Origin of the sequence: Bradyrhizobium sp. SZCCHNS30572 (assembly GCF_032484415.1) — a bacterium.
Classification (GTDB): domain Bacteria; phylum Pseudomonadota; class Alphaproteobacteria; order Rhizobiales; family Xanthobacteraceae; genus Bradyrhizobium.
This window is the reverse complement of record NZ_JAUESY010000007.1, coordinates 331457-353876: the sequence shown is the minus strand read 5'-3', so window position 1 is coordinate 353876 and position 22420 is coordinate 331457. Positions and strand designations below refer to the sequence as shown.

The window sequence follows — 22420 nt, the reverse complement described above, 5'->3', positions numbered from 1 at the left end:
CCCCCCCAAAGGCGCGTTCAACTGAAAACGGCCCGCGCTGATCGCTCAGCGCGGGCCGCTTCCGTTTCAGTTCGGCGAAACGCCGCTCAGTTCAGCTTGCGCTTCGGGATCGGCGCCTCGAAAGTCGCGATCTCGGCAGTGTGCGGCACCTTGCCGTTGAAGGTCAGCACATTGCCTTCGGCCGAGATCGTCATGTGATCGCCGTCCTTCACGTCGCCGGCGAGGATCATCTCGGCGAGCGGATCCTGCACGCTGCGCTGGATCACCCGCTTCAACGGCCGTGCGCCGTAAGCCGGATCCCAGCCCTTGGCGGCGAGCCAGTCGCGCGCGTCGCCATCGAGCGACAGCGTGATCTTGCGCTCCTCCAGGAGCTTCTGGAGACGCCCGAACTGGATCTCGACGATCCGACCCATCTCGCTCTTCTGCAGGCGGTGGAACAGGATGATCTCGTCGACGCGGTTGAGGAACTCGGGTCGGAAATGGCTCCGCACCGTGCCCATCACCAGCTCGCGCACCTCCGACGTATCCTCGCCCTCCGGCTGATTGACCAGGAACTCGGAGCCGAGATTGCTGGTCATGATGATCAGCGTGTTGCGGAAGTCGACGGTGCGGCCCTGGCCATCGGTCAGGCGGCCGTCGTCGAGCACCTGCAAGAGAACGTTGAACACGTCCGGATGCGCCTTCTCGATCTCGTCGAACAAGACGACCTGGTACGGCCGGCGCCGCACGGCCTCGGTCAGCGCCCCGCCCTCGTCATAGCCGACATAGCCGGGAGGCGCGCCGATCAGCCGCGACACCGAGTGCTTCTCCATGTACTCGGACATGTCGAGCCGGACCATCGCGGTTTCGTCGTTGAACAGATACTCGGCGAGCGCTTTCGTCAGCTCGGTCTTGCCGACACCGGTCGGCCCTAGGAACATGAACGAGCCCATCGGCCGGTGCGGGTCCTGCAAGCCGGCACGCGAGCGCCGCACGGCGGTCGCGACCGCATGCACGGCTTCGAACTGGCCGACGACGCGCTTGCCGAGCGAGTCCTCCATGCGCAGGAGCTTGTCCTTCTCGCCCTCGAGCATCTTGTCGACCGGCACGCCGGTCCAGCGCGAGACCACCTGCGCGATGTGGTTGGCGGTGACCGCCTCCTCCATCATCTCCCCGGCATTCTCCTTGGCCTCGATGTCGGCCAGCTGCTTCTCCAGCTCGGGGATGCGGCCATAGGCCAGCTCGCCCGCCTTCTGATACTCGCCGCGGCGCTGCGCGTTGGCGAGCTCGATGCGCAGGCCGTCCAGCTCGCTCTTGAGCTTCTGCGCGTTCGACAGCTTGTCCTTCTCGGCGCTCCATTTCGACGTCAGCGCCGCCGACTTCTCCTCGAGATCGGCGAGCTCCTTCTCCAGCACCTGCAGCCGCGTCTTGGAGCCGAGATCGCTCTCCTTCTTCAAGGCCTCCTGCTCGATCTTGAGCCGGATGATCTCGCGATCCAGCGAGTCCAGTTCCTCGGGCTTGCTGTCGACCTGCATCTTCAGCCGCGCCGCCGCCTCGTCCATCAGGTCGATGGCCTTGTCGGGCAGGAAGCGGTCGGTGATGTAGCGGTTCGACAGCGTGGCCGACGCCACAAGCGCGGAGTCGGTGATGCGCACGCCGTGATGCTGCTCGTATTTGTCCTTCAGGCCGCGCAGGATCGAGATGGTATCCTCGACCGTCGGCTCGGTGACGTAGACCGGCTGGAACCGCCGCGCCAGCGCGGCGTCCTTCTCGACGTGTTTCTGATACTCGTCGAGCGTGGTCGCGCCGATGCAGTGCAGCTCGCCGCGAGCGAGCGCGGGCTTCAGCAGGTTCGACGCATCCATCGCGCCGTCGGCCTTGCCGGCACCGATCAGGGTGTGCATCTCGTCGATGAACAGCACGAAGCTGCCTTCGGCCGACGTGACCTCCTGCAGCACGGCCTTCAGCCGCTCCTCGAACTCGCCGCGATATTTCGCGCCGGCGATCAGCGCGCCCAGATCGAGCGACAAAAGCCGCTTGTCCTTCAGGCTCTCCGGCACGTCGCCATTGACGATGCGCAGCGCGAGGCCCTCGACGATCGCGGTCTTGCCGACGCCGGGCTCGCCGATCAGCACGGGATTGTTCTTGGTCCGACGCGACAGAACTTGAATGGTGCGGCGGATTTCCTCGTCGCGGCCGATCACCGGATCGAGCTTGCCGTCGCGCGCCGCCTGGGTCAGGTCGCGGGCATATTTCTTCAAGGCGTCATACGCATTCTCGGCGGTCGCCGAGTCGGCCGTGCGGCCCTTGCGCAGGGATTCGATCGCTGCGTTGAGGTTCTGCGCGGTGACGCCGCCCTTGGCGAGGATGCCGCCAGCTTCGCTGTTCTTCTCCAGCGTCAGGCCGAGCAGCAACCGCTCCACCGTGACGAAACTGTCGCCGGCCTTCTCAGCCGCCTTCTCCGCCGCGTCGAAGGCGCGCGCCAGCTCGGGCGACAGATAGATCTGCCCGGCGCCGCTGCCCGACACCTTCGGCAGCTTGCCCAGCGCATCCTCGGTCGCTTTCAGGATCGCACGCGAATTGCCGCCGGCGCGGTCGATGAGACCGCCAGCGAGTCCCTCGCCGTCGTCGAGCAGGACCTTCAGCAGATGCAGCGGCGAGAACTGCTGATGGCCGTCGCGCATCGCCAGCGACTGCGCCGATTGGATGAAGCCCCGCGCGCGCTCGGTATATTTTTCGATATTCATGATGTTTCCCTCAGCCTGCTGTGACGCCCCGAAGGCACGGTTTCAGCATCTTCATTGGGTTTCGGACCGCGCACGTTGACGTCCATCAACGCCGCAACCATTGACGTCGCCGGCTTGCGCCCGGCTTGAGTGGAAATGTGGGAAGGCGGTGCGAAAACGGAAGAGGCCGCTTCACAAATTCGTGTGCCCTGGCCGCGGCCAAGGGAATCTCCTATGAGGCGGCATGAGCCAGACCCCTCCCGCGCGCATCGCCGGCCTGTACCGCTATCCCGTCAAGGGCCTTACCCCGGAACCATTGCGGAGGGCGCCTTTGCGGGTCGGCCAGACCCTGCCGGCCGACCGCCGCTACGCGCTCGAGAACGGTCCCAGCGGGTTCGATCCCGCAGCTCCGGTCTGGAAACCGAAGACGGCGTATCTGATGCTGATGCGCAACGAGCGCCTCGCCGGCTTCAAGACCATCTTCGACGACGCGACCAACATCCTCACCATCCGCAAGGACGGCGCGATCGTCGCCCAAGGCGATCTCGAGAGCCCCGACGGCCGCGCGGCGATCGAGCGCTTCTTCGCAGCCGAGTTCGCCGCCGAGCTGCGCGGGCCGCCAAAGCTGCTGTCGGGCGGTGGTTACGCTTTTACGGATCTGGCGCGCAAGGTGGTCTCGATCATCAACCTCGCCTCCATTGCGGAGATCGAGACCTTGGTCGGCGCTCCCGTGCACCCGCTGCGCTTCCGCGCCAACGTCTACGTCACCGGCTGGCCGGCCTGGCACGAGACCTCGCTCATGGGCGAGACGCTGCGCATCGGCTCGGCGCGGCTCAAGGTCGTGAAGACCACCACCCGCTGCGCCGCCGTCAACGTCGACCCGGACACGGCCGCCCGCGACCTCGACATCCCGCCCGCGCTGATGACCCGGCGCGGCAACAATGAATGCGGCATCTATGCCGAGGTGATCGAAGCCGGCGATATCGCCGTTGGCGACGAACTCGCCGTGGAGCAGCCGCGGCTGGTGTAGTTCGAGCGCTGGCTGCATCGGCGGCGCGCCCCCTCTCCCGCTTGCGGGGGAGGGTGGGGGCCGCCCCACCCGAAAATCTTCGTGTGGAGAGACTTCCCCCACCCGCACCGCATCTTCGATGCGATGCGACCTCCCCCGCAAGCGGGAGAGGCGCACACCGAGCGAGCCTCGACGGCTCGATTCATTAGTTCGAGATTGGTTAGTTCGGCATCACGTAGGCGTACACCCGCCCCCGCGACACCGCGCTCTCGCGGACACGGTTGCCGTTGTTGCCGGAGATGACGATCGGGTTGCCCTGGGCATCGACGCCCGACACCACGCCGACGTGGCCGCCGCCGCGGCGGCTCATCACCGCGATCGCCCCGACCTGCGGGCCGGAGACGCGCTGGCCATAGCTCGCGAACGAGCGCGCCATGTCGGAGCCGGTGCCGCGATGGCCGGTGCGCTCCAGCACCATGTTCATGAAACGGGCGCACCACAGGCTGCGCCGGCCGGTCGGATTGCCGCTGCCGATGAAGCTGCGCGCCGCGGAAACGACGCTGCTGCCGCCGCCGAAGCCGCCGGACGACGCCATGCCGTCGGACGCCGTTCCCGGCATCATGACGCTGGCCTGCGCGTCGGCAACGCCGCTCACCTGCACCCGCGCCACGCCGCGCTCCCAGCGCGACAGCCGGGCGACGGAACGCCGGTGGTGATGATGCCCTGCGTAGTGATGGCCGCCGTGGCTGCGGTGGGCATGATGCCCCGAGCCGTGATGCGGACGGGCCGATGCCGGTGTTGCGGTGACGGCGACGACTGCCGAGCACATGGTCAGCGCAACGACGTGAAGCGACCGGCGAAGGGTAGACACAACCATACTCAATCCTTCTGTTACTTCCCCCAGTACCCTGACTTGGCACCCCCTGGTCCTCAGCGCGGCCCCTCTGCAAGCCGCCAGCGGGTCCGTAAAAAGTCGCGGTGTGACGAAACCATGACCTTCGGCGGCGAAAGACTGGCGACGAGAGGGTGATTCCGGGTCTATCTTGAGGCGAAAACAAGGCTACTGGCCCGGCCATTGTCGCGTGTCGCGCGACTCGTCAACATGCGGCACGTGACACGGGAGGAGCTGACGATGCCCCACGCAACGGCCAAAGACGGCGTTCGCCTCTATTTCGAAGAGGTCGGCGCCGGCACGCCGCTCATCTTCCTGCACGAGTTCGCCGCCGACCACACCAACTGGGAGCCGCAGTTGCGCTATTTCGCGCGCCGCCACCGCTGCATCGCCTACTCCGCGCGAGGCTACACGCCCTCGGAGGTGCCGGCCGCGCCCGACGTCTACAGCTACGTGCACTTCTACACCGACGCCCTGGCGGTGCTGGACCATCTCGGCATCGACAGCGCCCATTTCGTTGGCCTGTCGATGGGCTCGTACTCCGCACTGCAGGTCGCGCTGAACGCGCCCGGCCGCATCTGCTCGATGGTGCTGGCCGGCGTCGGCTCGGGCTCCGACCTCACGCAGCTCGACGCCTTCCGCGCCCAGTGCCGCGCCACGGCCGAGCAGTTCGAGACCCTCGGCTCGGCCGAGACCGCCAAGGTCACCCGCGAGGCGCCCGGCCGCATTCCCTTCCTGGTCAAGGACCCGCGCGGCCACGCCGACTTCTATGCCGCACTCGCTCGCCACGACGCCAGGGGCTCGGCCAACACCATGCGCGGCTTTCAAGGCGCGAGGCCCTCGATCTACATCATGACGGATGCGATCCGCCGCGTCGCCACGCCCGCGCTGATCATTTGCGGCGACGAGGACGACGCCTGCATCGAGCCGAGCCTGTTCCTCAAGCAGCACCTGCCGGCGTCGGGACTGACGTTCTTCCCGAAGTCCGGCCATGTGCTGAATCTGGAGGAGCCGGCGTTGTTTAATGAGGCCGTGGAGCGCTTCATCACCCTGGTCGAGGCCGGCCGTTGGGGCCTGCGGGATCCAAGGTCGATGGTGTGATGACCTCCGGAAGCGCCTCTCCTTCGTGGCTGAATCACCGACGCCTCGCAGCCCTGCATTGTCGTCCCTGCGAACGCAGGGACCCATAACCACCGGCTTCAATGGGACGATGGCTGGTAGTTGTGCCTCACCGATAGATTCCGCGGTATGGGTCCCTGCGTTCGCAGGGACGACAGCGGAGATTGTGGCACGGACCAACCCGGCCGTGACGACATGGGTCAGTCGGAGGCGTCAACGCATCCGGAAACGGCGACACCGCCCCCTACTCCCCGATGATCTTGATCAGCACGCGCTTGCGCCGTCCGCCGTCGAACTCGCCGTAGAAGATCTGCTCCCACGGGCCGAAATCGAGCTTGCCATTGGTGATCGCGACTACGACCTCGCGCCCCATGATCTGGCGCTTCATGTGGGCGTCGGCATTGTCCTCGCCGGTCCGGTTGTGCCGATAGCCCGCGACCGGCTCGTGCGGCGCCAGCTTCTCTAGCCACTGCTCGTAGTCGAAATGCAGCCCGCTCTCGTCGTCGTTGATGAACACCGACGCGGTGATGTGCATCGCGTTGACCAGCACCAGCCCTTCGCGCACCCCGCTCTCCTTCAGCGCCGCCTCGACATCATCCGTGATGTTGATGAAGGCGCGACGGCCCGGTGTCTGGAACCAAAGTTCCTTGCGGAACGATCTCATCGGAACAATCCAATCTTCCTGACCATGGAGCATGCGGCACGACGGTGTCCGACGTGGAGTGTGGCGTAGCTCACAGCGTGCGGTTCCGGCTGCGCCCAGACTGGACCCGATGGAGTGCATACTGCAAGCCACAACGGCACGGTCTCGCTTCGTCCTACAATCCAAGATTGAACCGAACGTTGCTCGGACAGACTTAACTGCATTGCCGATCTCATTTCGACGATGACAACGAACAGCGTGGCGGCTCGCCGTTCGGCGACGACCGTGCAGACCTGATCGGGCTGCAGCCGCTCAATCTCATCGCACGAGAAGCTCGACTTCTGCAGGCAAGGCGCCGATCGCAGCGAGTCGCCATTCAGAGGAGAGAGACAATGAGTCTGCTGCGTATCAATCTCTTTGGCGGTCTTGAAATCAGACGCGTCTCCGGCGAGCAGGTCGTCATCCCAAGCCGCAAGGCGGCAACGCTCCTGGGCTATCTCGCCCTCACCTCTCCGCACGGCATTTCACGCAGCAAGCTTGCCGCCCTCCTGTGGGAAGGCCGCTTCGGCGACAACGCGCGCGCAAACCTGCGCCAGGCGCTGTTGACGCTGCGCCGGGTGCTGCCGCAATGCACCGAGGTGATCTCGGCGGAACGCGACGACATCCGCATCCATCCGAACGCCGTCACGACCGACGTGCAGGAATTCGAGGTGCTGCTGCAGCTCGGCGATCTGGAAACCATGGCCCGCGCCGCCGCGCTGTTCCGGGGCGAGTTGCTCGACGGCATCAGCTCGACGTCCTGCGCGTTCGAGGCATGGCTCTCCGCCGAGCGTCAACGACTGAAGACGCGGGCGATCCGGGCGATCGCGGGCCTGCTGGACGTCGGCGGCCGGGAACATGTGGAGATCGCCACGACGTTCTCATTGCGTGTGCTGGCCGCAGATCCGCTGCAGGAGGACGTCCACCGCACCTTGATGCGCTGCTACGCGCAGCAGGGCCGCCGTGCCGACGCCCTGCGTCAATATGACTTCTGCCGCACCGTGCTGCGAAAGCAGGTCGGCGCCACGCCGGAGAGCGAAACCGAGAGCCTGCAGCGCGAAATCAGGCGCATGCTACGCGTCTGACGATCCGCGTGATCTTGCTCCATGCGTTCCACACATGATCGATTTTGACGGCACTTTCACGCCCCGCTTGACACTTGCATCACGGCCACGCGCGCAACATCGCCCTCGATCGACGTCGCGCAGCAACTACGCCTGATGAGGTCAAGCGGCGCGCCGCTCGAAGATCAAACAACGAGCGAGGAGGCTCAACATGAGTGGCATGCAGCAGTCGACTGAGGACTATGGTCAATTGAATCCCGAAGGGATCTTCGGCTCCGTTCTCGGCAGGTTCGCCGGACAGGCGATCGGACGCCTGATCGGCGGCAAGACCGGCCGCGACTTTGGCGGCGCCATCGGCGGAATCGCGGGCGGGTTCGCGCCGTTCTCGGTCGGCCCCGGCACCGAGCAGCCGTCGGAGATGGAGTTGCAGGGCTTCTGGAGCGTGCTCAAGAAGATCGGACAGGGCGTCCAGACCGGGCTCAACGTCGGGCACAACCTCGGCATCTTCAGCGCCGGCCCGCAGGCCGCAGCCGCCGCGCAGCCGACCGACATGGAGCTGCAGGGCTTCTGGAGCGTGCTCAAGAAGATCGGACAGGGCGTCCAGACCGGCCTCGACGTCGGCCACAACCTCGGCATCTTCAGCGCTGGTCCGCAAGCCGCAACCGCCGCGACGCAGCCGACCGACATGGAGCTGCAGGGCTTCTGGAGCGTGCTCAAGAAGATCGGACAGGGCGTCCAGACCGGCCTCGACGTCGGCCACAACCTCGGCATCTTCAGCGCTGGTCCGCAAGCCGCAACCGCCGCGACGCAGCCGACCGACATGGAGCTGCAGGGCTTCTGGAGCGTGCTCAAGAAGATCGGACAGGGCGTCCAGACCGGCCTCAACGTCGGCCACAACCTCGGCATCTTCAGCACCGGTCCGCAAGCGGCACCCGCAGCGGCGCAGCCGACCGACATGGAGCTGCAGGGCTTCTGGAGCGTGCTCAAGAAGATCGGTCAGGGCGTCCAGACCGGCCTCGACGTCGGCCACAACCTCGGCATCTTCAGCGCTGGCCAGCCGGGCCAGCAGACGGCGGCCGCGCAGCCCACCGACATGGAGCTGCAGAGCTTCTGGAGCGTGCTCAAGAAGATCGGTCAGGGCGTCCAGACCGGCCTCAACGTCGGCCACGACCTCGGCATCTTCAGCGCCGGCCAGCCGGGCCAGCAGGCGGCGGCCGCGCAGCCGACCGACATGGAGCTGCAGGGCTTCTGGAGCGTGCTCAAGAAGATCGGACAGGGCGCGCAGACCGGCCTCAACATCGGGCACACGCTCGGCATCTTCAGCACCGGCCAGCCCGCAGGCACGATGCACTAGGACGGCGGATCTGAAGCAGCGACCCGCGCCATTCGCAACGCGGGTCCAAGCAAGCAAGGCGGTGGGCGCACGAACAGTCCGCCCACCGCCGACCTGACATGGAGGGAGCGACGCATGGCGGATCCGAACTCAGAGCAGGAATTCATCGTGCAAGGCGAGCCGGTCAAGTCCGGCCAGCTTGCTGATCATTTGAGCCGCGAGCCCGGCGTGAAACGCGTCGGTCAGGTCGCGCCCGACGTCGTCATCCTGTCGATGACGAAGAGCCAGGCCGACCGCCTCCGATCGACTTTCAGCACGATCGTGGTGGAGCCGAATGCTCCGCTGAAACCCTTTGGCGCCGGCTGACTTCAGCCGCGCCCCCCCGACGATGTCACGAGCGAGGATGAAGGAGCCCGCAAATGGCCGCACGAAGCAAACCTGAAATCTCGGATCCGAAGAAGGATGCGGCCGGCACGGCCGTCAACGGCACCGGAGCACGGCCCGGAGCGGAGCAGCCACCAGCCGAGGCCGTTGCCGCACCGCGGGCTACAACGCCGGCAGCCGCCGCTGCAGCCCCTGCCGCGCAAGGCACGGGCCGCAGCGACGGCGGCAAGGACGGCGGCAAGGCGCCGCCGGCAGCGGGCCAACCCGTCGCAACGATCTCGCAGCGACGGGCGCAGTACATCCTGGCCCCGCGCCAGCAGACGGGGCTTGCGACCTTCAGCGCCGACTTCATCGTCCAGCAACTGACAAACACTCCCGACATCGACGTGGTGAAGACCATTCAGCCGCCACGGCTGCTCGGATTCCAGAGCGCCGACCCGGGGCAAGCCCCGCTCGGCCCGATGGTGCTGGCCCGCATGGCGCCCGACAAGGCCGAATTGCTGAAGGCCCAGGCCGGCGCACGGCTCGCGGTCGAGCGCGATGCGCCGCTCACCTACATGCTCGATCCGACCGTCCCGCAGGTGCCGGCGCCGCATCAGCTGCCCAATCCCGGCGTTCTCATTCCCTTGGCCGACGGGTTCTCGACGACGATCGAAGTGGTCGGCGAGAGCGGCCCGCTGCCGGAGGTGGAAGTGTACGTGTTCGGCAGCGTATGGCCGGTTCAGGGCGTCACCGACGCCAGCGGCCGCGTCACGCTCAAGATTCAGGGCGAGACGCCCGACACCATCCGCTCGATCCTGATCAAGCCGCGGGTCGATTACTGGACCTTCTGGCTCGATCGTCCGCAACTGACCCCCGACAGCGTGAACCGCATCGCCGCGAAGACGCTGGGCGCCTACCTGCGCGGCTTTCCCGGCCAGCAATTGCTGGGATGGGGCCAGCGCGCGATGGGCCTCGACCGCGTTCCCCTCGCCTACAATGGCGCAGGCGTGAAGATCGCGGTGATCGATTCCGGCGCAGCACCAACCCATCGCAATCTGCACGGCGTCACGATCGGCAAGAGCATCGTCGGCAATGATCCCGCGAGCTGGACCATCGATACGATTGGCCACGGCTCGCATTGCGCCGGGATCATCGCCGGCGGGCCTGTCGGCAGCGGCGGAGGCATTCGCGGCTTCGCTCCGGCGGCCGAAATCCATGTCTGCCGGATCTTCCCGGGGGGCCGGTTCAGCGATCTCGTCTCGGCGCTCGACTACTGCATGGAGAACGGCATCGACGTCGCCAACATGAGCCTGGGCGGCGGCGAGCCGTCGCAGATCATCGAGGAGCGGATTCTGCGGGCCAAGCAGATGGGCCTCGCCTGTATCGTCGCCGCGGGAAATTCGTCGGGGCCGGTCCAGTTTCCCGGCTCGACGCCGCATTGCCTGTCGGTCGCCGCGATGGGCAAATGGGGCGAGTTTCCCGAGGACAGCTTCCACGCCCAGCAGGCGCTGGATGGCTTCCGCAGCAGCGACGGATATTTTCCGGCCAAGTTCAGTTGCTTCGGGCCGGAGATCGACGTCTGCGCGCCGGGCGTCGGCATCGTGTCCTCGCTGCCGGCGGATGGCTTCGGCGCCTGGGACGGCACCTCGATGGCGACGCCGCACGTCACCGGTCTCGCCGCGCTCGTGCTGGCGCATCATCCCGACTTCAAGGGCCAGTTCGCGACGCGCGACGCGCGGCGTGTCGAGCGGCTGTTCCAGATCCTGAAGGAGACATCGACGCCGCTGCAATTCGGCGATCCCAATCGCGCGGGAGCCGGGCTGCCGAATGCGATGCGCGCCCTCGGCCTGGAGGCGAGCGTGGCCTCCGCGCCCGCGTCCGATCCCTCGCTCGACGTGCTCCGTCGCCTGTTGGGACTGGCGCGCGGCGCGCCGAACGCCGCGACGTCTCCGACGCTGGCGCCGCAGGCGCCGAATGGCAAGCTCAACGGATCCGGTTCGGTTGCCCGGGGCCCGGCAACGACCACCGGCGAGTGGTCCAGCCCGGCGGTCGGTGATCCCAGTCCGGCGCAAATCCGCGACATCATGCACAAGGTCGGCTTGCTGTAGATTGCCGGCCCAGCCACAGCGACGAAGCGGCGTCGTTGCACGACGGGCAGTTTGCGCATGAGCGTCATGCGCGAATTGCCCGTCGTGTTAGTTCGTCGCACGTTTGGCACTTGCGCCGTCGGGCAAATCAGGCGCAGATTTCCGCGCGTCCCGCCTCGCAGCAAGAGGGGCGTATCGCGGTCGTCACGAACGCTGAGTGTGGGATGCGATGGGCGTGTCGGATTGCGCGTGGGGCTTGCCTCGCGCGGACGAACAATTCCGATGCGCACGGTCAAGTCGCGCGGTCCTGGCATCCCGACGCTGATGCCAAGTTTGTTGTGGTGTTCTGCATCACTCGGACGACGGTGGCCAGAAAGCCCGGCGCACCGGGGAGAACGCGAAGCAGCCGTTCAACCATCGCGCAGGGAAGGCCGGGTGTTCCGGCTCGTACCTGTGGTTCCTGCCGCCTGCATTTTTTCCGCAGGCGGGCCATGGGTGCGGCCAGCATCCGGCCTTCCCTGCGCCTCTTCGTTATCGGAGGCAGGACTAATGCAAAGCTCGGGTGTAGACGCACCGCGGGAACGCAGCACTTTGTATCAACCGCTCTCGGCTCTTTGAAAAGTAAAAACCGCCAACCCCAAGCTCGTCATGGCCGGGCTTGTCCCGGCCATGACGTGGAGAGAGCGAGCCATCAACTTAGACCGCGCCCCGCTGCAGCAGCGAGCGCGCCCTACCTTCCCTTCTCCGCCCGGCTCAGCAGGAACACGCCCTGCTCGCCGAACATGTTCCAGAACCACCAGGGCATCGCGACGCGCAAGGGACGGCCGTAACTATCAAGCGCGACGGCGCGCTCCATCTTGACGCCGATCTCATCGCAGAGCTGCACGAAGTCCTTGATGGTGCAGAAATGGATGTTCGGCGTGTCGTACCAGGTGAAGGGCAGATTGTCGGTTCGCGGCATGTGGCCGCCGACGAGCAGTTGCAGGCGCAGCCGCCAGAAGCCGAAATTCGGAAAGGTGACGATGGCGCGACGGCCGATGCGCAGCAGATTCTCCAGCACGACCTTGGGCTGCCGCGTCGCCTGCAAGGTCTGCGACAGGATCACGTAGTCGAACGCATCGTCGGGATAGTCGACGAGATCGGTGTCGGCGTCGCCCTGCACCACCGCGAGCCCCTTGGCGACGCAATGATTGACGCCCTCGCGCGACAGCTCGATGCCGCGGCCGTCGATGCCGCGGCTCTCCAGCAGCTGCAAGAGATCGCCGTCGCCGCAGCCGATGTCGAGCACCTTGGAGTCGCGCTCGACCATGCCGGCGACCAGCAGATGATCCGGTCGATAGGCCAGCACCTCGCCGCCGGAAAAGCCGTTCAGCGGCAACACGCCCTGCATGCTCATGGCTCAGCCTCCGTTCGCGGCGTTGAGGCCGCGCGCCTTGCCGGCGGAATCGAGAAAGGCGCTGGCGATCTCGAAGAACTCGGGGACGTCGAGCAGGAACGCGTCGTGCCCCTTGTCGGTCTCGATCTCCGCGAACGACACCCGCGCGCTGGAGGCATTGAGCGCATGCACCAGCGCCCGCGATTCCGCGGTCGGAAACAGCCAGTCGCTGGTGAAGGACACCACGCAGAAGCGGGTCTGGATGCCGCGGAACGCCGCCGCCAGCACGCCGTCATGATCGGCGGCGATGTCGAAATAGTCCATCGCCCGCGTCAGATAGAGATAGGAGTTGGCGTCGAAGCGCTCGACGAAGGACGAGCCCTGATAGCGCAGATAGCTCTCGACCTGGAAATCGGCGTCGAACGAGAAGGTCGGCAGTTCGCGGTCCTGCATGCGGCGGCCGAACTTGCGATGCAGGGCGGCATCCGACAGATAGGTGATATGCGCGGCCATCCGTGCCACCGCGAGGCCGCGATGCGGATGAGTGCCCTTGTCGCCGTAGCGGCCGTGGTCCCAGTCGGGATCGGCCATCACGGCCTGGCGGCCGAGCTCGTGGAAGGCGATGTTCTGCGCCGAATGCCGCGTCGCGCAGGCGATCGCGAGATTCGCGAACACGCGGGTGGGATAGGCCACCGTCCATTGCAGCGCCTGCATGCCGCCCATCGAGCCGCCGACCACGGCGAACAACGTGTCGATGCCGAGATGATCGATCAGCATGGCCTGAGCGCGCACCATGTCGGGGATGGTGATGATCGGGAAATCGAGCCCCCACACCTTGCCGGTGGCGGGATTCAGCGAGGCCGGGCCGGTCGAGCCCATGCAGCCGCCGATCACGTTCGAGCAGATGATGAAATAACGGCTCGGGTCGAGCGGGCGGCCAGGGCCGACCAGCGTCTCCCACCAGCCGGGCTTGCCGGTGACGGGATGGCGGTTGGCGACGTGCTGGTCGCCGGTCAGGGCGTGGCAGACCAGGACCGCGTTGGACCTGTCGGCGTTGAGTTCGCCATAGGTCTGGTAGGCGATCTGGAACGGCGACAGGTCGACGCCGCAATCGAGCCTGAGCGGCTTGTCAGCGCCGAACTGCGCGACCAGCGAGCTCGGATGATCGACCTCGTGCGAGCGCTCTTCGGGCGCAATCGTGCGCAGCGCGGAGGTGGGTTTCGGCGTCAGGCCTGTCATGTCTCTCACCCCGGCCATCCGGCAAGGGCTCCCGAACAACGTGACATATCAGGCCATGAAAAACCCGGCCTGAACTGGGGTTCGGCCGGGATCGATAACGTCCCCGGCCTGTTTAGCGAGTTTTTTAACGTGGCTGCAAGCCGGCCGGCTCAAATGACCACGGAACAGGCAGAAACTAGTCCCGCGGGCGCTCCGCGTCAAGGCAAGCTGGGGTTGACCGCCGATCGGGCGCCCCACGGCTGCAAACCAGCCAAGCCTAGGCGGCACAAGGTAAACTTGCTGTTGCGCGCGTCTCCCGCATCGGAGAGAACGACATCCGTTCCAGTCGGCCGCACGTTAACCGGTGGCCTGCGAAGAGTGACCAGCCCATGTCCAACCCGCCGCCTGCCCCGCCTTCGCTTGCCGATTTGCGCAAGGAGATCGACGCGATCGACGAGCAGGTCCATCAGCTCCTGATGAACAGGGCCGACATCATCGACCGGCTGATCAAGGTCAAGAAGACCCAGGAGGTCGGCTCGGCATTCCGGCCGGCGCGAGAGGCCGACATGATGCGGCGCCTGGTGCAGCGCCATCGCGGCATCCTGCCGCTCGACACCGTCGAGGGCATCTGGCGCGTGATCGTCTCGACGTTCACTTACGTGCAGGCGCCGTTCTCGGTTCACGCCGACGTGTCGGTCGGCGAATCCGCGATGCGCGATTCCGCCAGGTTCCATTTCGGCTTCGTGGTGCCTTATGTCGCCCATTTCAGCGCCCAGGCCGCCGTCGAAGCCGTGGCGCGCTCGAAGGGCGATCTTGCGCTGGTGTCGACGACATCGGGGCATACGCCGTGGTGGATCACGCTCGAGCCCGTGGGCGCGCCGAAGATCATCGCCCGGATGCCGTTCATCGAGCGTGCCGACCATCCGGCGGCGCTGCCGGTGTTCGCGGTGTCGCGGGTCGCCGACGACGCGCTCGTGCTGGAGGTCGAGACCTGGAGCATCCGCGTCTCCGGCTGGAATGCGCAGGTGTCGCGCGCGCTGTCGCCGCTGGCCGACGTGGTCGCGGTGCCCGATACCGCCTTCGACGGCGCCGCGCTGCTGGTGTCGATCGAGGCGCCGTCGAACCTCGACAAGATCAAGGCTGCCCTAATCGCGGCGGGCGCCTCGGTCCGCTCGACGGCCCTCGTCGGCGGCCATGCGAAACGCTATACGGTTCCGAGCTGAGACGCCTCGCGCCAGTGATGATTTTCCGGAGTTGATGATGAACCGCCCCGTGCCGAACCCCGGCATCCTCGACATCGCGCCCTACACGCCGGGCAAGAGTCCCAAGCCGGAGCCTGGCCGCAAGGTTTTCAAGCTGTCGGCCAATGAGACCCCGTTTGGTCCCTCGCCGAGGGCGATCGAGGCGTTCAAGAGCGCGGCCACGCATCTGGAAGATTATCCGGAAGGGACCTCCCGGGTGCTGCGCGAGGCGATCGGCCGCACCTACGGCCTCGATCCCGACCGCATCGTCTGCGGCGCCGGCTCCGACGAGATCCTCAATCTGCTGGCACACACCTTTCTCGGCCAAGGCGACGAGGCGATCTCCACCGCGCACGGCTTCCTGGTCTATCCGATCGCGACCATGGCCTGCGGCGCCAGGAACGTGGTTGCCGCGGAGACGGAGTATCGCACCGATGTCGACGCCATCCTTGCCGCGGTGACGCCGCGCACCAAGCTGGTCTGGCTCGCCAACCCGAACAACCCGACCGGCACCTACATCCCGTTCGACGAGGTCAAGCGGCTGCGTGCCGGCCTGCCGTCGCATGTCGTGCTGGTGCTCGACGCCGCCTATGCCGACTACGTTTCGCGCAATGACTACGAGTTCGGGCTCGAGCTGGTGGCGACGACCGAGAACACGGTCGTCACTCATACCTTTTCCAAGATCCACGGCCTCGCGGCGCTCCGTGTCGGCTGGATGTTCGGCCCGGCGCACATCGTCGATGCGATCAACCGAATCCGTGGGCCGTTCAACGTCTCCTCGCCGGCGATGCTCGCCGCGGTCGCCGCGATCGAGGACACCGCGCATCAGCAGATGTCGAAGACGCACACGGAAACGTGGCGCAACTGGCTGACCGAGGAGATCGGCAAGCTCGGGCTGAAGGTGACGCCGAGCGTCACCAATTTCATCCTGATCCACTTCCCGACCGACAAGGGCAAGACCGCGGTCGAGGCCGACGCATTCCTGACCCGGCGCGGCCTCGTGCTGCGCGCGCTCGCCAACTACAAGCTGCCGAACGCGCTGCGCATGACGATCGGCACCGAGGAAGCCAATCGTCTGGTCGTGGAGGCTCTCAGCGAATTCATGAGGGCGAAATGAGCGTCGCGGGGCGGTTCGAACGCATCGCGCTGATCGGCTTCGGCCTGATCGGCGGCTCGATCGCGCGGGCGGCGCGGCTGCAGGGCGTGGCCGGCGAGATCGTCACCACCGCGCGCTCGGAAAAGACGCGCGCGCGCGTCGCCGAACTCGGCCTCGTCGACCGCGTCGTGGCGAGTAATGCGGAGGCGGTCAAGGATGCCGACCTCGTCATCCTCTGCATTCCCGTCGGCGCGTGCGGTCCGGTCGCGGCCGAGATCGCGCCGCATCTGAAGCCCGGAGCCATCGTCTCCGACGTCGGCTCCGTGAAGGGCGCCATCGTTCGCGACATGGCGCCACATCTGCCAGCGCATGTTCATTTCGTGCCGGCGCATCCGGTCGCCGGCACCGAGAATTCGGGACCGGATTCTGGTTTCGCCGAGCTGTTCATCAACCGCTGGTGCATCCTGACGCCACCCGACGGTGTAGATGCCGACGCGATCGATCGTCTCCGCGCGTTCTGGGCGGCGCTCGGCGCCAAGGTCGAGATCATGACGCCGGATCACCACGACCGCGTGCTCGCGATCACCAGCCATCTGCCGCATCTGATCGCCTACACCATCGTCGGCACCGCCGACGAGCTGGCGCAGGTGACGGAGTCCGAGGTGATCAAGTTCTCCGCCGGCGGCTTTCGCGATTTCACCCGCATCGCCGCCTCCGACCCGACGATGTGGCGCGACATCTTCCTGAGCAACAAGGATGCGGTGCTCGACATGCTCGGCACCTTCACCGAGGACCTCTCCAAGCTGACGCGGGCGATCCGCCGCGGCGACGGCGATGCGCTGTTCGATCACTTCACCCGCACCCGTGCGATCCGCCGCGGCATCGTCGATATCGGCCAGGATTCGGCGGCGCCGGACTTCGGCCGGCCGCTGCCGCAGTTGAAGAAGAGCTGAGGTCAGAACAGCGGCGGGACGCGGGCGACCTTGAACGGACCGAGCACGACGACGCCATCGGAGAAGCGCAACGGGAAGGTCCGCGCCTTGCGCCCTTCGAGGGTGGCCTCCTTGCCGAGCGCATTGATACCGAGCGCGACGCCGACATTGGCGTTCTGCTTGACGACCTTGCCGAGGCCGGGAATGGCGCGGTCGAGCGCACCGAGCAGGTTGTTGACGTCCTGCGACTTCACACCCGGCGCTACGCGATCGAGCGTCCCCTGCGGCACGCCGTTTTCGAGCATCTTGTCGAGACCGAGCGCCGGAATGACCTTTTCGATCCCGGCCACCGTCATTTGCACTTCGCCATCAATGCCGCCATTGGCGGTCAGGCTGAGCGTGCCCGACGCAACGGCCAGCAGCTCGCCCTGCTGGATGCGCGACTGGACGATCTCGACATGACCGCCCGCCGCCTGGATCTCGCGAAACCGCTCCGGCCAGGGTTTGGGCCGGAAGTCCTTGAGACCCGTGACGCGGGCCTGGATGTCGGTATTGAACGGTTCGGCAAGCAGAGGATGGCTGCCTTGGATGCTGCCGCTTTCGATCTGCAGCGCAGTCTCCAGCACCGGATGGTCGGACGGCGTGCCGTCGGCGAAGCGGCCGTGCAACTCGACGTGATCGGCGCGCGCGGCGGGCACGGCTGTCCCGCCCTCGATGCGGTCGATGGTCGGTTGTTCGAACACGAGGTCGGCGCGCTGCGGCAACCCCGGCAGACCGCGGACGCTGGCCTCACCGACGCGCCAGTTCACGGAGAACGAGGCGGGTCCGCGACCGTCGGCGATCATAGCGGGTCCCTTGAACTCCGCGATGAGCCGCTTCGGGTCCCACACCTGGGCGACGACGAGGATCTCGTCGAGCCTGGCATTCATCAAAGGCGTGCCCGCGGCCTGCGAGAACAGGGCCACGCTCGGATCCGTGCAGCGAACCTCGAGCCGGAACGGGAAGCCGGCGACCGAGCGCTTCGCGCAGTCATAGACGCGTCCCGATTTTGCTTCGCGCGCACGCCAAGCGTCGGCCTGGACATCCACTTGCGAAGCGGCGAAGAACCAGAATGCGCTCCACGCAACAGCGGCGATCAGGAGCAGAACGGGAGCTATGAAGAGCCCCCAACGAGAGCGCCTGCGGCGCGCTTGCGGCAAACGAGACATGCAGGACACCCTTTGGGCAGCAATTTTGGCAATTCGGCGATCACGGATTGTGTATCTAAATTAACAATTCGCGAGCATCACACTTAGGCTTCCGCATTGATGTCCGCAATGACCCTCTCCGAACGCGACCTTCCCCACGGCGACCTCTGGGTCTTCGGCTACGGCTCGCTGATGTGGCGGCCCGGATTCGCTTTTCTCGAGCAGGTGCCGGCGCGGCTGATCGGCGAGCATCGCGCGCTCTGTGTGTATTCGTTCGTCCACCGCGGAACGCCGGAGAAGCCGGGCCTCGTGCTCGGTCTCGATCGCGGCGGCGCGTGTCGCGGCATTGCGTTCCGGGTGGCAGCAGACAAGCGCGACGAGACCATCGCCTATTTGCGGGCGCGTGAGCAGGTGACCTCGGTATATCGCGAAGTGACGCGCTCGGTTTGGCTTGAAAACGACGCGCGCGAGCGGGTGAGCGCGCTGGTCTACGTGGTCGATCGCGGCCATGTGCAATATGCAGGCCGGCTGTCGCCGCAGGAGCAGTTGCGCCATGTACGCCAGGGTCACGGCCAGTCCGGCGCCAATCGCGACTACGTGATCTCGACCGTGAAGGCGATCGAGGCGCAGGGCTTTCGCGACGCGCAGTTGCATCGGCTGGCGACGATGCTGCACGATGACGGCCACTCGCTGCATCCTGCGCCAAGCAAGACATAGCCCTCAAGCCTTCACCGGCGCCGGCACCCGGCCAAACAACTGCGCCTGTTCCGCCTGCCCCGCGGCGACGAGCCGGCCGGTCGCCTCTTCGATGACGCTCTGAATCCGCGCCATGAACTCATCGCGCGGCAGGCCAGGCGGCAGCGGATCGAGAAACTCCACGACGAGCGTGCCCGGATAGCGCAGAAATGTGCGGCGTGGCCAAAACAGACCCGAATTCAGGGCCACCGGCAGGCAGGGTACGCCGCAATCCGTGTAGATCAAGCCGACGCCGCCTTTGTAGTCCGGCGGTGCGCCCGCCGGACGCCGGGTGCCTTCCGGGAAGATCACAAACTGACGGCCGTGCTTCACCTCCTCTGCCGCCCGCCGCATCACCTGCTTCAACGCGCGGGCGCCGGAGCTGCGGTCGATCGCGATCATGTCCGCCTTGACGAGATACTGTCCGAACAAGGGAATCCGCAGCAGCTCGCGCTTGAGAACGAAGAACGGCGCATCGAAGAAATGCAGCAGCGAGATCGTCTCCCACATCGACTGATGCTTGGCGGCGACGATCAGCGGCCCCTTCGGGATCTTCTCGACGCCGCGATATTCGACGCGGATGTTGCAGACGACGCGCATCAACAAGATGTTGCTCTGCGCCCACCAGTTGGCGACGCGCAGCAGCGCCTTGCGGGGCATAGCCAGGGTCGGCAACGCGATCAGCGCCCAGAGCACGAAGTTCGGGTAGAATAGGATGTTGAACAGCAGCGAACGCAGGAAGATCGAGACCATCAGAAACCCAGTTCAATTGGCTTGCGCCGTCGTCGGTCGGCGCGACACCGAGCCGGTTGGCGGATCGAACTCGGGCGCGAGATCGAGGCCGAGATCGGCCAGCCGCAGCCGCATCTCGGCGGCGACATATTTGGCATATTCGGACAGCAGAAGCCGCACCGTCGGCGCGCTGGTCCACCACGGCTCGTCGCGCCATTTCTCGCCAACGACCGCATAGGGAATGAGATCCATGCTCGGCATCGCATGCGACAGTTCGACGATGGCCCGCGGCATGTGATAGTTCGACGTCACGACGATCAGCGACTTGAAGCCGCGCTCGCTCGCCCATCGCCGCGTCTGCGCAGCGTTGCTGCGGGTGTTGATCGCCGAATAATCCAGATCGACGCAGCAGTTGATGAATGATCGCGCCTCGGGCAGCGACCGGGTGATGTCGCTGGCCTCGTTGGTCGGGTGCACACCGGAGATCAGCAGCCGCCGGCCATAGCCTCCCGCCAGGAGTTCCACCGCGTCCGATACGCGTGACGAGCCGCCGGTCAGGACCACGATTCCGTCCGCCTTGCGCTCGGGCTGGATCTCGGCGCCCCGCAATTGCGAGAGGAAGCCGACGAAGCCGACCGCCGCGACGAAGAAGCCGACCCCGAGCGTCGCCACGGCGCCCGCGAGCGTCCGCCACACCGCGACGGTGAGCGGCAGCTTTCGCCTGCTATGGTCAGTCTCCGGCTCCATGCAACGCCTGGCTTGTCCTTGCCTGCCTGCGCGCGGCGCCATGCCGTCGCGCGATCCCGTCGTTCAAGTCCGGGAACGCAGGCAGGTTTCGCCGGCCTCCCGATCACGTTCGCTCGCCGCCGATCCTGGCGCGCGACCTCCGCCGTGTTCGTGACCCAGCTCACCCCGTCCTGCCTCACCCCGGCGCAGACGATTTTAGGCGGTTTTCGGGCCAAGTGAAATCCGCAACGAGACGGCTGGGGATAGAAGCCGCCATCAGTCGATGCTCGCCAGGGTCGTGAACAGGGTCCGGCGTGCGGCCCAGCCGGTCACCGCGGCGATCACCACGGCCTGCAGCGCGATCGCGACATAGCCGAGCGGGCGCAGCGAGAATGTCCCCAGCAACGCCGCGAACTGATCGCCGACGGGAGTGCCGGAGAACCAGTTGGCGATCGACTCCGAGAACCCGAATCCGAGCATCGCAAGGCCGCCACCGATCACGCCCCCCTCCAGTCCGAGCTGCAGAAAATGCCGCAGGAAGTGATTGGCGATGTAGCGGTCGCCGGCGCCGACGAAATGCAGCACCTCGACGATCGGCCGGTTCGCGGCCATCGCGCCGCGGGTCGCGAACGACACCGAGATGATGGTGGCAGCGATCACCAGCAGCAGAATGCCGAAGCCTGCGAAAAGCGTCGCGCCTGTCATCGAGCGCATGCGCTCGATCCAGGCGCGGTGGTCATCCACGCTGGCGGTCGGCGCAACCTGGGTCACGCGGCTGCGCAGCGCGTTGAGATCGAAGCTGGTGCCGGGCTGGACGCGCGCGATGATGACGCGCGGCACCGGAAGCTCGTCGAACGACAGGCCGCTGCCGAGCCACGGCTCCAGCAGCTTGCTGGATTCCTCCTTGGTGAACGGCCGGACCTCGACGATTCCGGACTGCGCCCGCATCGCCTCCGTCACCAGGGCAATGTCGCGCTCGATGTCCCGGCCGGTCTTGGGGCGAACCTGGACGGTGATCTCGCTCGACACCTCCGACTGCCATTCGGCCGCGGACTCGCTGACCAGCAGCACGCCGCCGGTCGTGATGGAGGCCAGGAAGGTCATGATCGCCACCACGGCGACCAGCGCGCGGCCGGCGATGGAGGCGCGCGGCACGATCGGTGACACGATGCGCGCCTGCGCCGGCAGTTGCGGGCGGTCGTCGCCGAGATCGACCAGGAGGCCGCGATCGTCTACGCTACTCATAGATGTGCAATCGTCCCTGATGCAGCACCAGCCGGCGGGCCTCGTATTGGTCCATCAGCGTGATGTCATGGGTTGCGATGATGACCGCCGTCCCCGAGCGGTTCAATTCGATGAACAGCCGCAGCAGGCGGCGCCCGAGCGTCGGATCGACGTTGCCGGTCGGCTCGTCCGCGAGCAGCAGTTGCGGCCGCGAGATCACGGCGCGCGCGATCGCCGCGCGCTGCTTCTCACCACCCGACAGGATCGGCGGCAGCGCGTCCATGCGCTCGCCAAGGCCGACCCATTTCAGGAGGTCGATGACCTCCTTGCGGTAGCTCGATTCATCCCGCCCCATGACGCGAAACGGCAGCGCCACGTTCTCATAGGTCGTCATGTGATCGAGCAGCCGGAAGTCCTGCAGCACGATGCCGATGCGCTTGCGCAGATCGGCGATCTCCTCCTTGCTGAGCAGCGAGATATCGTAGCCGAACAGATTGACCAGGCCGCGGGTCGGCCGCAGCGACAGAAACAACAGCTTGAGCAGCGAGGTCTTGCCCGCGCCCGACGGGCCGGTGAGGAACTGGAAGGAATGGGCCGGAATCTGGAAACTGAGGTCGCGGAGGATCTCCGGCCCCAATCCATAGCGCAGCCCAACATTTTCGAACCGAACCAAAGCGTCAGCTCCGTTCGACCGCGT

Annotated in this window: 20 protein-coding genes and 1 riboswitch; of the genes, 10 read left to right on the top strand and 10 right to left on the bottom strand. The window is 66.3% G+C overall.

The window, feature by feature from the left end; translation table 11 throughout:
• Window positions 1-86 precede the first annotated feature (86 nt).
• Entirely contained in the window at window positions 87-2726 is a 2640-nt protein-coding gene (gene clpB, locus QX048_RS21380; RefSeq protein WP_315826652.1) for an ATP-dependent chaperone ClpB, read from the bottom strand.
• Window positions 2727-2949: 223 nt separating this feature from the next.
• Here clpB and QX048_RS21375 point away from each other — a divergent pair, with 223 nt between their 5' ends.
• A complete protein-coding gene (locus QX048_RS21375; protein WP_315826651.1) occupies window positions 2950-3735 on the top strand; it encodes an MOSC domain-containing protein in 786 nt (261 codons plus the stop codon).
• Between the two features lie 199 nt (window positions 3736-3934).
• Here the strand turns inward: QX048_RS21375 and QX048_RS21370 are convergent, their stop codons facing one another.
• The gene (locus tag QX048_RS21370; RefSeq protein ID WP_315718092.1) at window positions 3935-4591 is read right to left on the bottom strand and encodes a TIGR02594 family protein; all 657 of its coding nucleotides are present in this window, start codon (window positions 4589-4591) and stop codon (window positions 3935-3937) included.
• 255 nt (window positions 4592-4846) lie between these two features.
• Here QX048_RS21370 and QX048_RS21365 point away from each other — a divergent pair, with 255 nt between their 5' ends.
• On the top strand, window positions 4847-5707 hold the full coding sequence (locus QX048_RS21365) for an alpha/beta hydrolase (protein WP_316192068.1): 861 nt from the start codon (window positions 4847-4849) through the stop codon (window positions 5705-5707).
• A 262-nt stretch (window positions 5708-5969) separates the two neighbouring features.
• Here QX048_RS21365 and QX048_RS21360 read toward each other — a convergent pair whose 3' ends face one another.
• Complete coding sequence (locus QX048_RS21360; RefSeq protein WP_315826648.1) at window positions 5970-6389, bottom strand: secondary thiamine-phosphate synthase enzyme YjbQ; 420 nt, start codon at window positions 6387-6389, stop codon at window positions 5970-5972.
• Window positions 6390-6760: 371 nt separating this feature from the next.
• On the opposite strand from QX048_RS21360, the gene QX048_RS21355 reads away from it, so the two are divergent.
• From QX048_RS21355 to QX048_RS21340, 4 genes are all read left to right on the top strand, one after another.
• Entirely contained in the window at window positions 6761-7492 is a 732-nt protein-coding gene (locus QX048_RS21355; protein WP_315826647.1) for a BTAD domain-containing putative transcriptional regulator, read from the top strand.
• Window positions 7493-7682: 190 nt separating this feature from the next.
• Entirely contained in the window at window positions 7683-8825 is a 1143-nt protein-coding gene (locus QX048_RS21350) for a hypothetical protein (protein WP_315826646.1), read from the top strand.
• Window positions 8826-8939: 114 nt separating this feature from the next.
• Entirely contained in the window at window positions 8940-9170 is a 231-nt protein-coding gene (locus tag QX048_RS21345; protein WP_315718098.1) for a hypothetical protein, read from the top strand.
• A gap of 53 nt (window positions 9171-9223) precedes the next feature.
• Window positions 9224-11278: a S8 family serine peptidase gene (locus QX048_RS21340; protein WP_315826645.1), complete on the top strand. Its 2055-nt coding sequence runs from the start codon at window positions 9224-9226 to the stop codon at window positions 11276-11278.
• A 709-nt stretch (window positions 11279-11987) separates the two neighbouring features.
• Here the strand turns inward: QX048_RS21340 and metW are convergent.
• Entirely contained in the window at window positions 11988-12653 is a 666-nt protein-coding gene (gene metW / locus QX048_RS21335; protein ID WP_315718100.1) for a methionine biosynthesis protein MetW, read from the bottom strand.
• A 3-nt stretch (window positions 12654-12656) separates the two neighbouring features.
• Window positions 12657-13871 carry a homoserine O-acetyltransferase gene (locus tag QX048_RS21330; RefSeq protein WP_315718101.1) on the bottom strand — a complete coding sequence of 405 codons (1215 nt, stop codon included), beginning with the start codon at window positions 13869-13871 and terminating at the stop codon, window positions 12657-12659.
• Window positions 13872-13962: 91 nt separating this feature from the next.
• Window positions 13963-14042: riboswitch (SAM riboswitch) on the bottom strand.
• Window positions 14043-14239: 197 nt separating this feature from the next.
• Here QX048_RS21330 and QX048_RS21325 point away from each other — a divergent pair.
• From QX048_RS21325 to QX048_RS21315, 3 genes are read left to right on the top strand one after another with little or no spacing between them, the layout of a single operon-like run.
• Window positions 14240-15073 carry a chorismate mutase gene (locus QX048_RS21325; protein ID WP_315718102.1) on the top strand — a complete coding sequence of 278 codons (834 nt, stop codon included), beginning with the start codon at window positions 14240-14242 and terminating at the stop codon, window positions 15071-15073.
• 37 nt (window positions 15074-15110) lie between these two features.
• Window positions 15111-16208 carry a histidinol-phosphate transaminase gene (hisC, locus tag QX048_RS21320; RefSeq protein WP_315753822.1) on the top strand — a complete coding sequence of 366 codons (1098 nt, stop codon included), beginning with the start codon at window positions 15111-15113 and terminating at the stop codon, window positions 16206-16208.
• Entirely contained in the window at window positions 16205-17140 is a 936-nt protein-coding gene (locus tag QX048_RS21315) for a prephenate/arogenate dehydrogenase family protein (RefSeq protein ID WP_315753824.1), read from the top strand. Before hisC ends, QX048_RS21315 begins: the two co-directional genes overlap by 4 nt.
• A 2-nt stretch (window positions 17141-17142) precedes the next feature.
• Here the strand turns inward: QX048_RS21315 and QX048_RS21310 are convergent, their stop codons facing one another.
• Window positions 17143-18327 (bottom strand): DUF2125 domain-containing protein, encoded by a 1185-nt coding sequence (locus QX048_RS21310; RefSeq protein WP_315826643.1) that lies wholly within the window; start codon window positions 18325-18327, stop codon window positions 17143-17145.
• 99 nt (window positions 18328-18426) lie between these two features.
• Between QX048_RS21310 and QX048_RS21305 the strand changes: the two genes are divergently transcribed.
• Window positions 18427-19023 carry a gamma-glutamylcyclotransferase gene (locus QX048_RS21305; RefSeq protein WP_409977989.1) on the top strand — a complete coding sequence of 199 codons (597 nt, stop codon included), beginning with the start codon at window positions 18427-18429 and terminating at the stop codon, window positions 19021-19023.
• A 3-nt stretch (window positions 19024-19026) separates the two neighbouring features.
• Here QX048_RS21305 and QX048_RS21300 read toward each other — a convergent pair whose 3' ends face one another.
• The 4 genes from QX048_RS21300 to ftsE all read right to left on the bottom strand — a co-directional run bounded on the left by QX048_RS21300 (window position 19027) and on the right by ftsE (window position 22396).
• A complete protein-coding gene (locus QX048_RS21300) occupies window positions 19027-19794 on the bottom strand; it encodes a lysophospholipid acyltransferase family protein (RefSeq protein WP_315718107.1) in 768 nt (255 codons plus the stop codon).
• Between the two features lie 12 nt (window positions 19795-19806).
• Window positions 19807-20520 carry a YdcF family protein gene (locus QX048_RS21295; protein WP_315718108.1) on the bottom strand — a complete coding sequence of 238 codons (714 nt, stop codon included), beginning with the start codon at window positions 20518-20520 and terminating at the stop codon, window positions 19807-19809.
• A gap of 255 nt (window positions 20521-20775) precedes the next feature.
• Window positions 20776-21744: an ABC transporter permease gene (locus tag QX048_RS21290; RefSeq protein WP_315826642.1), complete on the bottom strand. Its 969-nt coding sequence runs from the start codon at window positions 21742-21744 to the stop codon at window positions 20776-20778.
• On the bottom strand, window positions 21737-22396 hold the full coding sequence (ftsE, locus tag QX048_RS21285; protein ID WP_006615648.1) for a cell division ATP-binding protein FtsE: 660 nt from the start codon (window positions 22394-22396) through the stop codon (window positions 21737-21739). Before ftsE ends, QX048_RS21290 begins: the two co-directional genes overlap by 8 nt.
• Window positions 22397-22420: the final 24 nt, after the last annotated feature.

What these genes read in the sequence shown, in the direction of transcription:
- QX048_RS21365 (WP_316192068.1), top strand. Translation starts at nt 4,847, where the DNA reads ATGCCCCACGCAACGGCCAAAGACGGCGTTCGCCTCTATTTCGAAGAG.
- QX048_RS21340 (WP_315826645.1), top strand. Translation starts at nt 9,224, where the DNA reads ATGGCCGCACGAAGCAAACCTGAAATCTCGGATCCGAAGAAGGATGCG.
- hisC (WP_315753822.1), top strand. Translation starts at nt 15,111, where the DNA reads ATGAACCGCCCCGTGCCGAACCCCGGCATCCTCGACATCGCGCCCTAC.
- QX048_RS21330 (WP_315718101.1), bottom strand. Translation starts at nt 13,871, where the DNA reads ATGACAGGCCTGACGCCGAAACCCACCTCCGCGCTGCGCACGATTGCG.
- QX048_RS21370 (WP_315718092.1), bottom strand. Translation starts at nt 4,591, where the DNA reads ATGGTTGTGTCTACCCTTCGCCGGTCGCTTCACGTCGTTGCGCTGACC.
- QX048_RS21305 (WP_409977989.1), top strand. Translation starts at nt 18,427, where the DNA reads ATGTCCGCAATGACCCTCTCCGAACGCGACCTTCCCCACGGCGACCTC.
- QX048_RS21295 (WP_315718108.1), bottom strand. Translation starts at nt 20,520, where the DNA reads ATGGAGCCGGAGACTGACCATAGCAGGCGAAAGCTGCCGCTCACCGTC.
- QX048_RS21300 (WP_315718107.1), bottom strand. Translation starts at nt 19,794, where the DNA reads ATGGTCTCGATCTTCCTGCGTTCGCTGCTGTTCAACATCCTATTCTAC.
- QX048_RS21355 (WP_315826647.1), top strand. Translation starts at nt 6,761, where the DNA reads ATGAGTCTGCTGCGTATCAATCTCTTTGGCGGTCTTGAAATCAGACGC.
- QX048_RS21375 (WP_315826651.1), top strand. Translation starts at nt 2,950, where the DNA reads ATGAGCCAGACCCCTCCCGCGCGCATCGCCGGCCTGTACCGCTATCCC.
- QX048_RS21315 (WP_315753824.1), top strand. Translation starts at nt 16,205, where the DNA reads ATGAGCGTCGCGGGGCGGTTCGAACGCATCGCGCTGATCGGCTTCGGC.
- QX048_RS21310 (WP_315826643.1), bottom strand. Translation starts at nt 18,327, where the DNA reads ATGTCTCGTTTGCCGCAAGCGCGCCGCAGGCGCTCTCGTTGGGGGCTC.
- QX048_RS21360 (WP_315826648.1), bottom strand. Translation starts at nt 6,389, where the DNA reads ATGAGATCGTTCCGCAAGGAACTTTGGTTCCAGACACCGGGCCGTCGC.
- QX048_RS21290 (WP_315826642.1), bottom strand. Translation starts at nt 21,744, where the DNA reads ATGAGTAGCGTAGACGATCGCGGCCTCCTGGTCGATCTCGGCGACGAC.
- QX048_RS21325 (WP_315718102.1), top strand. Translation starts at nt 14,240, where the DNA reads ATGTCCAACCCGCCGCCTGCCCCGCCTTCGCTTGCCGATTTGCGCAAG.
- metW (WP_315718100.1), bottom strand. Translation starts at nt 12,653, where the DNA reads ATGAGCATGCAGGGCGTGTTGCCGCTGAACGGCTTTTCCGGCGGCGAG.
- QX048_RS21350 (WP_315826646.1), top strand. Translation starts at nt 7,683, where the DNA reads ATGAGTGGCATGCAGCAGTCGACTGAGGACTATGGTCAATTGAATCCC.
- clpB (WP_315826652.1), bottom strand. Translation starts at nt 2,726, where the DNA reads ATGAATATCGAAAAATATACCGAGCGCGCGCGGGGCTTCATCCAATCG.
- QX048_RS21345 (WP_315718098.1), top strand. Translation starts at nt 8,940, where the DNA reads ATGGCGGATCCGAACTCAGAGCAGGAATTCATCGTGCAAGGCGAGCCG.